General features: G+C 42.9%; 5 protein-coding genes and 1 pseudogene. 1 reads left to right on the top strand and 5 read right to left on the bottom strand.

Going from position 1 to position 9,100, the window contains the following annotated elements:
* Together SORDD24_RS11450 and SORDD24_RS00525 are read right to left on the bottom strand one after the other, a co-directional pair.
* Nucleotides 1-572, bottom strand: a pseudogene (locus SORDD24_RS11450) (ABC transporter substrate-binding protein); the annotation flags it as partial.
* A 159-nt stretch (nt 573-731) separates the two neighbouring features.
* The gene (locus SORDD24_RS00525; RefSeq protein ID WP_061406588.1) at nt 732-1,430 is read right to left on the bottom strand and encodes an N-acetylmannosamine-6-phosphate 2-epimerase; all 699 of its coding nucleotides are present in this window, start codon (nt 1,428-1,430) and stop codon (nt 732-734) included.
* A gap of 400 nt (nt 1,431-1,830) precedes the next feature.
* Here SORDD24_RS00525 and SORDD24_RS00520 point away from each other — a divergent pair, with 400 nt between their 5' ends.
* Nucleotides 1,831-4,983 carry a DUF4091 domain-containing protein gene (locus tag SORDD24_RS00520; RefSeq protein WP_061406586.1) on the top strand — a complete coding sequence of 1,051 codons (3,153 nt, stop codon included), beginning with the start codon at nt 1,831-1,833 and terminating at the stop codon, nt 4,981-4,983.
* Nucleotides 4,984-5,168: 185 nt separating this feature from the next.
* On the opposite strand, the gene SORDD24_RS00515 is transcribed toward SORDD24_RS00520, so the two are convergent.
* From SORDD24_RS00515 to recG, 3 genes are all read right to left on the bottom strand, one after another.
* Entirely contained in the window at nt 5,169-6,146 is a 978-nt protein-coding gene (locus SORDD24_RS00515) for an acetylxylan esterase (protein WP_061406584.1), read from the bottom strand.
* Nucleotides 6,147-6,304: 158 nt separating this feature from the next.
* Nucleotides 6,305-6,787 carry an acyl-CoA thioesterase gene (locus tag SORDD24_RS00510; protein WP_061406582.1) on the bottom strand — a complete coding sequence of 161 codons (483 nt, stop codon included), beginning with the start codon at nt 6,785-6,787 and terminating at the stop codon, nt 6,305-6,307.
* Nucleotides 6,788-7,097: 310 nt separating this feature from the next.
* Nucleotides 7,098-9,100, bottom strand: a 2,003-nt coding sequence (gene recG, locus SORDD24_RS00505; protein ID WP_231082629.1) for an ATP-dependent DNA helicase RecG, incomplete at its 5' end; no start/stop codon positions are given.

Below are 9,100 nucleotides of genomic sequence, written 5' to 3'. Positions count from 1 at the left end.
GAACCTGGTGTATAGCCTTTGTCTTTAAGCGCTTTCAAAACTTTTTCAAAATCATCTGTTGTCCAGCCTTCTTTAACAAGGTCAAGAACTCCAGCATCTTCTAACATTTTCTTGTTCATAGCCATATAGAATGGTGCTGAACTGATTGGATACATGTAAGCTTTGTCTCCAGCTTTACTTGCTTGAATGATATTGTCATTATTCACATCTTTGACATATTCATCTGTAAAGAGGTCGTTCAACTCAGCCAATTTACCATTTTTACCGTATTGGATGATACGTCCTGGTGCGTCAAAGAGTACGTCTGGCGCTGTTCCTGCTTCGATAGCTGTTGTGATCTTTTCTGGACCTGACTTAAAGTCGATGGTTTCCAATTTCACTTTTACATCTGGATTTGCTTTTTCAAAAGCTTCGATGATTGATTTTTCATAAGTTCCAACACCGTCACCAGTTTTTTCTTGTGTGAAGACTGGGAATGCCCACCAAGTGATTTCTGTTTTTCCGCTATCGCTACCAGAATTTGCAGCATCTTTACTTCCACCAGAGTTACCACAAGCAGCAAGGCCAAGAATCGCAGCACCTGCAAGTACTGTACAAGCTAGTTTTCTAAATTTCATTTGTATTCTCCTAATTGATAAGCGTATCCATATTGGATAATGAGCAAGTTTATATTTGTATACGTTTTCATTTTGTCCGACGCATCAACCACTCTCCTCTTTTTTGAGATTGTGTTATTTAAGACCGGCAACAAAGCGCTCCGTAATCTCTTTTGGTCTAGTAATCGCTCCACCAACAACGATGCCTCGCACCCCATATTCAAGGATTTGTTTGGCTTGTTCAGGTGTATGAATTTTCCCTTCAGCGATGACATCCACTCCTGCTTCACAAAGTTTTTTGATCAGTTCAAAGTCTGGACTATCCACTTTTGGACTATAAGAAGTGTAACCTGATAGGGTTGTTCCCACAAAATCAATCCCTGCTTCGACTGCTGCTAGCCCTTCTTCAAAAGTGCTAGTATCAGCCATTAAGAGTTGATCTGGATACTTTTCTTTGACTTGTCGGATGAAGTCCTGAATTTCCAAACCGTCGTAACGTTCACGTTTGGTACAATCCAGAGCAATAACCTCAATGTCTAGTTCAGCCAACTCATCAACTTCTTTCATAGTCGCTGTAATGAATGGCTCCTGTGGCGGATAGTCACGTTTGATGATCCCGATAATCGGGAGTTTCGTAACCTCCTTAATCTCCTTGATATCGCGAACACTGTTTGCTCGGATACCGACTGCTCCACCTTGCTCAGCCGCTTTGACTAGCAAGGGGATAACCCCTCCCGCTTCTGTATAAAGCGGTTCGTGAGGAAGTGCCTGACAAGAGACAATGATTCCATCTTTGATCTGTTCAATCAAGGCTTCTTTGCTGATCTGTGGCATCCTCTTTCCTCCCTTTCTTTCTTCTATGGGCTTATTATATATCATTTGTTAAGCGCTTTCAATAGCTTGTGATAGAATAGATTTCAGTTTCAAAACTATTTTATAGAACAGACTATCCTGAAAGTAGTTTCAGACTTCAACTGAAATTAGAAGCTAGGATCATTGCTAATGAAGGTCTGTGCATTTCTTAGACTGGATAGGGACACAGCAATCTCCCGTTTTAAGCAGGCAAATCAAACATGAAAAATATAGAAACAAACTAGGATATCCATTTAGAGTTCCTCATCTTGCCTCCCTCCTCTTTAAAATGGAGAATTTTCTATATAGTTTTTTCCTTTCTTTTAGGATTTATTTTACATAAAATAAAAGAAGGCGCATACAAAAATAATAAGGAGATCTTATGAAAACAAAACAAGCCCTTTTGGCAGGTTTATTATTTGCCTGTCTCTACCTACCAGCCCACGTTGCAGCAGATAGTCCTGAAATTAAGACCGATATCGAACATGGTCAGACTAGCGGGACAGACTTTAACACCACCTATATTGGGCAGTGGGATGATTATGGTTACTTACACGGAGGTTACGGGGACGTACAAGTAAACTTCATTGGTCATCGTGCTCAGATTTGGGCGACCAAATCCGATTTGTCCGGTATTGTCGAAGTCTGGGTTGATGGTGTCAAACACGGAGAATTCGATGCTCACACAGCAGACTATGAAAATGGGGTCAATGTGTATACAATCACTGATTTAGAAGAAGGTCCTCACACAGTCTTGCTAAAACAAAAAGATTCTAATAATTATTTCTACTATAATGGGATGTCGACCTACCGCAATGAGGAGGTACGACTCATTACAGAACTGACAGGTTTGCCTGAAAGCATCACAGTCGACACTCTCAGTCGCCAAGTTCTAACCTTCCAAGGACAACCTACTAACGCAAACGAAAGTGTCCAATTCTCAAGTAAAAATCCTGAAATTGCTCAGGTAGATGAGAAAGGGATTGTCTACGGAGTCAAAGAGGGACAAACTGAGATTGTACTCAAAACTCAAAACATTGAAAGGACTGTTCCTGTGACTGTTATCCCCGCAGAAAATAATCTGAGCATCTCACAAGGAAGCACCGATCAACACACCTCCCAAGACCAATACGACCATGTCTTAGAACTTGATCAGGTCACGACAGCGTCTCGTCCCGTTTGGCTAGGGGATGAGGTAAACGGACAATTTATCCTAAAATCTAAAAATCAAGACTTAAAACAAATCCACATCTCTCCTAGTGACTTTATCTCCGATGCAGGAAGTATCTCTTCAGACAAGGTTCAGACCTATTTCCTTAAGGAAACCAGTGCCTATGTCGGTCGCGGTGGGCAAAAGTTTGTCCTTCCAGACGCCAGCGCCCCGCATGAAATGGTGCCTGACATTTTAGATAAGGCTGCTTATACAGATCTAGCTAGCAATCACTTACAGGCTGTTTGGCTCAAGATTTCCGTTCCTCGTGATGCCAAACCTGGTCTATATAAAGGGCATTTCACTGTTACAGCAGAGAACCTAAGCAAGCCAATCCAAGTGCCTTACCAATTTGAAGTATTGCCGATTGAGCAACCGAAGGATACCAACCGTTTCAGTATGGAACTCTGGCAATATCCATTCACAACTGCTCGCTACTATGGTTTGAGCGAAGAGGAATGGTTCTCAGACAAGCATATGGAAATCCTCAAACAGCAGTTGTCTGAGTATGTCAAAATTGGTGGAGGAGCTATCACAACTACTATCAGCGAAGATCCGTGGAATCATCAGACCTATGATGCTTACCCAAGTATGGTCAAATGGACCAAACAAGCCGATGGACACTTTGATTTTGATTTTACAAACTATGACAAATATGTTGAACTTGCCCTCAGTCTCGGCATCAATAAGCAAATCAAATCCTTCTCCCTCACTCCTTGGGAAAATCAAATCGGCTATTTTGATGTGACGCAACAGCGTATGCAATCCCTCTCTTTGCCAGTCGGAAGCGCCGAATGGACAGCTATTTGGGGAGAGTTTCTCAAGGCCTATATCCAGCACCTCGATGAGAAAGGTTGGTTCGACCTTGCTTATATGTCCATGGACGAACGTCCGCTCGAGACCATGGAGCATGTGGTTTCTCTCATCGAACAATATAAAAACAAGGATGGAAAATCCCTAAAAATCTCCGCAGCCATGAATTATAGTGCTGAAAAAGCTGAGATTCTCAATCACATTCATGACATTTCCATTGACCTAGCCCAAATCCAAGACGAAGTTGCTGTACGCAAATTAGCGCACGACCGTCGCCAAAAAGGCTTTACAACAACCCTCTACACCTGTGTCGGAGATTACCCTAGTTCCTTTGCTCGTAGCGCCCCTGTAGAGAGTGCTTGGACCCTCTGGTACGCCCAATCTCTCGGTATGGATGGCTATTTGCGCTGGGCCTATGATGCTTGGGTCAAAGATCCCCTGACCAATATCGATCACTGGTGGTGGGAAAGTGGCGATCCTTTCCTCGTTTACCCTGGAGATAAGGATGGCAAGGACAAGACACCACGGACCAGTCCACGCTTTGAAAACTTCAAAGAAGCCAAAAGACAGATTGAAAAACTTCGCTGGATTAAAGAAGCAATCCCAGAAACTGCCGATGAAATTGACACTTTTGTCCAATCTCTGGTAAGAGAGTACGGTGTGGTAAATGCCTATGGTGCCAACGAATCCAAGAGCATGGAACAAAACAAGGCGGTAGAAGCCGAAGTCGCTCGCATGAATCAAAAAGTTGAAGAATTGAGTCGAAGATATGCGAAACAATTGGCTAAGGTCTACTCCGAGGTTCCTCAAACAGCACCCGTACAAGAAGAATTACCAACCTTTGTTGTCCCAAGTTATTTCGATAACAGTAAACAAGTCTCCCTTGGTACAGATAATACTGTCACATTTAAAGGAACAGAGCCCCATTTCATTTCAGTAACAACAGCTTTTGGACAGCTCCCACAAAATACGTTTAGTTTGATTGTCAAATCCCTCAGTCAAGGCAACTACCATGTATTTGACGGGAAAAAAGGTGACCTTTACGACCTCTATTTCGTGGATACTGAAGGGCATAAAGTTCCTGTAGACAACATCACTGCAAAGGTGCGTATCCCTGTCAGCTCTAAAGTAGAGACAGCTTTTAGTCTCTCTGAAGATGGTCAGATTACAAGCCTTCCATTCACTCAGGTTGATGCCCATCATATCGAGATTACAGTGAACCATTTCAGCCTTTATGGTGTACTTTACAAAAAACAGGAGACACCTCCACATGAGAATCCCGGGCAAACTTCAAATACTGATCCTCTGAACGATCAAAACAAGAAGCAGGACCAACAAGGAATTTCAAATGACGAAGACGGACAAAAGAATGACCCTTCCGACACCGCTTCATCTCCTACTAAAGAAGAGCAACTACCAAAAACAGGACTAGCAAACAACTTTGAACTCAGTCTTCTAGGCTTGCTCGGTCTCGCCTTTGGCATCACATTCTTTAAACGAACACGAAAATAAAGAATAAGATACAGATGTACTAGCTCTCTATTTTCTGTAGTGACGCTTTCACTATAGAGAGTATAGAGCTTTTTGAGTACAGATAAGGCATCTACTTATCCAATGAACAAAAAAAGAAACCATCCCAAATCCTTGAAAAGTCCTAGATTCTGGATGGTTTTTGTGTAAGGAGTAAATCATTTACTTTACTGATATAAGAACGGAATCTCGCTGCCACAGAGCCAGTTGTACACTTGGTCATTGACAAAGACGTTCATGGCTTCGTGGGCATACTCTGGCATGATACGGTAGGTCTTGTCACAGGTCAGACGGTTGTAAATGGCAAACTGAGTGATTGGGTAGCAGACATCATCATCCAAACCTGTAATCATCTTCACCTCTCCCTTGATTCGATGGGCAAGATTTTTCACATCGATGTAGGCAAGGGTCTCCATAATTTTTTCTTCTGTTTCATGGAAGGGATCATGGAATTTGAAGTAACGAAATAGCTCATCATAGGCTTCGCTAGTATTGCCAATTTCTAGGACGCGTCTAAAATCTGACAAGAATGGATAGATGGCAACCGTACGTTTTATACGAGGGTGCAGTGCTGCGGCAACTAGTGCCAAAGCTCCGCCCTGAGAGGCACCATAACTAGCTAGTCTCGTCTCATCCACCTGAGGGAGACTGGCAATGATTTCAACCAACTGGTAAATATCTAAATAGACATCCTTGTAAAAGAGGTGTTCACGTCCTTGAACCGCACCACGGATAATATGTCCCTTAACTGTATTTCCCAGTGGAGCACGCAACCCATCTTGTGAATAGCCTGACTGACCACGCACATCCATGGAAACCACGCCATAACCAGCAACTGTAAAGGCTAGCATGTCTGTCCAATCCCAACCACGTCCCATATAACCATGGAAATGGAAGATAAGGGGAACCTTTCCTTCACTCTTTGGCAAGACCACACGTGCATATACTTTACCTTCCTTAGTCCCTTGGAAGGTCAGCTCATAGCTCTTGACTCCTGGAATGTGGAAATCACGCTCTTCTAACTGATAAGCTGGAAGGCTAGCAACCTTTCCCAACTCTTCATCCCAAAAGGCATCAAAATCTTTTGGAACTTCATCTCGTCCTTGATAAGTCTTCATTTCTTCTAGTAAAGCTGGATTTTTCATAGTATGCTCCTTTTGTTTTATAATCGCTATCATAACTGTAGCATATCTAGAAAAGCAATGCAAGAAAGAATGGGAAACAGAAAGTGATTTTAGATTCTCCTCCCTCAAACTGATCGTCTGAAAGTAGTTTTAAACATTTTAATGTTGAATCAATATTTTTACATATGGTCCTTTACCGCTACTGCTATCATTTTAGCTTTAGCACGGACTTTAGTAGCCACTGTCATCTCCATAGAAATAATTGCTTTCCTTTCTCCTAATTCCTCCAATGTAGAAGTGACTACAATTTCATCTTCAATTGGACTAGGACTAAGGTAATCAATCTCCAAGCGAGCTGTAATAAAACGTCCTATCACAGTAGATTCCGTCAGTTCCAACCCTTTTTGATGATGAGCAAACCAAGCTGCTGACGCCGTACCATGGCAATCAAAAATAGTCGCTATCATTCCTCCAAAGACATTTGATGGAACTCCACCAGTATAAGCATTTTCAAGCTTTATCCGACTAATACAACTCTTTCCATCTATACTTGGATAGGTTTTTAAATGTAAGCCTAAATCATTCTTGGGACCACATCCCCAACAATGCTGAAATCGTTCTCCATACCTATCTTGGATAGCAATCGTTCTGGTTTCTAACATTCTTCTCACTCCTCCTTACTCAGATGGGGCAATTATATCAAGCTTTAGTCAAAGAGTAAATAGGCTTGGAGACTAATATCTTTTTATCACTCGACTAAGTTTGATTTATAGCCGACCATTTCGTAAAAATAAAAAGAGCGTTTCCGCTCTTTGTGTATCAATAGGTGCTAGCTCCTTTCTCTAGTTTGAAAGTCTGAAATTTCTTTTGGTAGGTTACTTTAATCGTCATATGAGAGTCCTCGTTTCTTTTTGATGACTCTAGTATAAGACCCAAACCTAAAAGCTAGCTTATAGATTTCTTAGAAAAGGCTTAATCCAGATGTTCTCTCTTTTCTAGATGAAGAACAATCATGCGCCATTCTGGATCCTCTTTCCAACCTTCTATCGAACTAATGTAGCTGGCAACCTTCCTGGCTTCTTCTAAAATCGGAAAATCTTCGATGATATCAGCCACCTGAAACTCTGGTAGCCCAGACTGTCTGGTTCCAAAAATCTCACCAGAACCCCGCATTTTCAAATCCTCCTCAGCAAGGACAAAGCCATTGGTGGTTTCTGTCATGATGCGCATGCGGTCTTTCCCTGACTCGGTCTTGGGATTGGCAACGAGAACCGCATAGGACTGCTTATCTCCACGACCGACACGACCTCTGAGCTGGTGAAGTTGACTAAGTCCGAAACGGTCAGCATCCATGATAATCATGACTGTCGCATTTGGCACATTTACCCCAACTTCGATAACCGTCGTAGAGACCAATATATCTGTCTTTCTATCTTTGAAATCCTGCATGATTTGGTCTTTTTCACCACTCTTCATCTTACCATGTAAAAGAGCCACTTCGGCCTTCCCTGCAAAATGAGCCGTCAACTCCTCTGATAAGGCAATGGCATTTTTCAGATCCAGAGGTTCTGATTCTTCAATCAAGGGAGAGATGACATAGGCTTGAGAACCTTTTTGAATTTCTCCTTCTAACCAAGTCAGTACCTGAGGTAGTTGTTCATGCTTGATCCAACGTGTCACAATGGGTTTCCGACCTGCGGGCATCTGGTCGATAATGGAAACATCCATATCTCCAAAGGCTGTGATGGCCAAGGTCCGTGGAATGGGAGTCGCCGTCATCATGAGGACGTCTGGATTGTCCCCTTTTTCCCGTAAAATCCGCCTTTGCCCCACACCAAAGCGATGCTGCTCATCGATGATAATCAAACCAAGACGAGCATAATCCACCCCATCCTGAATCAGAGCATGGGTTCCGATAATCAAATCAGCCTCACCCTTGGCAATGGTCTCTAAAACTTCTCTCTTTTCTGAAGCTTTTAAAGAACCTGTTAAGAGAGCGAGTTTCAACTCTGGAAAAAGGTTCTGCAAACTCTCAAAGTGTTGCTCAGCAAGGATTTCTGTTGGCACCATGAGGGCCGCCTGGTAGCCAGCCGTCACTGCCGCAAACATGGCCAAGCCAGCAACCACCGTTTTTCCGCTCCCCACATCTCCTTGGAGGAGTCGATTCATGTGGAGGTCGGACTTCATGTCGGACAAAATTTCCTGCAAACTCTTTTCCTGAGCTGGAGTCAGGGCAAAAGGCAGATTTTTTTTGACAGCCGTTACTTTTTCCTGAGACCAGTTCAGAACCAGACCGCTTCCCTGAACTCTATTTTCAGACTTGAGCGTCTGCAACTGCATTTGGAAGTAAAAAAGTTCCTCAAACTTGATACGACGAAGGGCCTGCTTGTATTCTGCCAAATCCTTAGGAAAATGCATGGTACGAACAGCCTGGCAACGGGACATGAGTTTGTATTTATCCAGTAAAGACTGGGGAAGATTTTCCTCTATCAAGAGGTCCAACCCCTGATCAAAGGCTATCTTAATGACCTTAACCAGCCCTGCCTGATTGATTCCTTGAGTCAGACGATAGACAGGCTGGAGGTCATCTTCAATCTGAGCAAGAACCTTCATCCCAGTCAGACTGGCCTTAGCACGATCCCATTTGCCAAAAACGGCAAGCGTTGCTCCCAATTCTATCTTATCAGCCAAATAAGGCTGGTTAAAGAAATTAACCGCAAAAACGACTTCTCCCTGCTTAAGGCTAAAACGCAAGCGATTACGCTTAAAACCATAATACTGGACACTAGCAGGAGTTACTACCTGACCAGAAAGAACAGCCTTTTCACCATCTTCCAGCTCTAGGACCTGCTTGGTCTTGAAATCTTCATAACGGAAAGGAAAGTAGAGCAAGAGGTCTTGCAAGTTTTCAATTCCTAGTTTGGCATATTTCTCTGCCGACTTTGGTCCCACACCAGGCAAGACATGCAAGGGTT

The sequence above is a fragment of the Streptococcus oralis genome (assembly GCF_001579175.1).
GTDB lineage: Bacteria > Bacillota > Bacilli > Lactobacillales > Streptococcaceae > Streptococcus > Streptococcus oralis_O.
The sequence above is the reverse complement of the archived record's forward strand: the minus strand, read 5'-3'. Positions and strand labels throughout refer to the sequence as shown.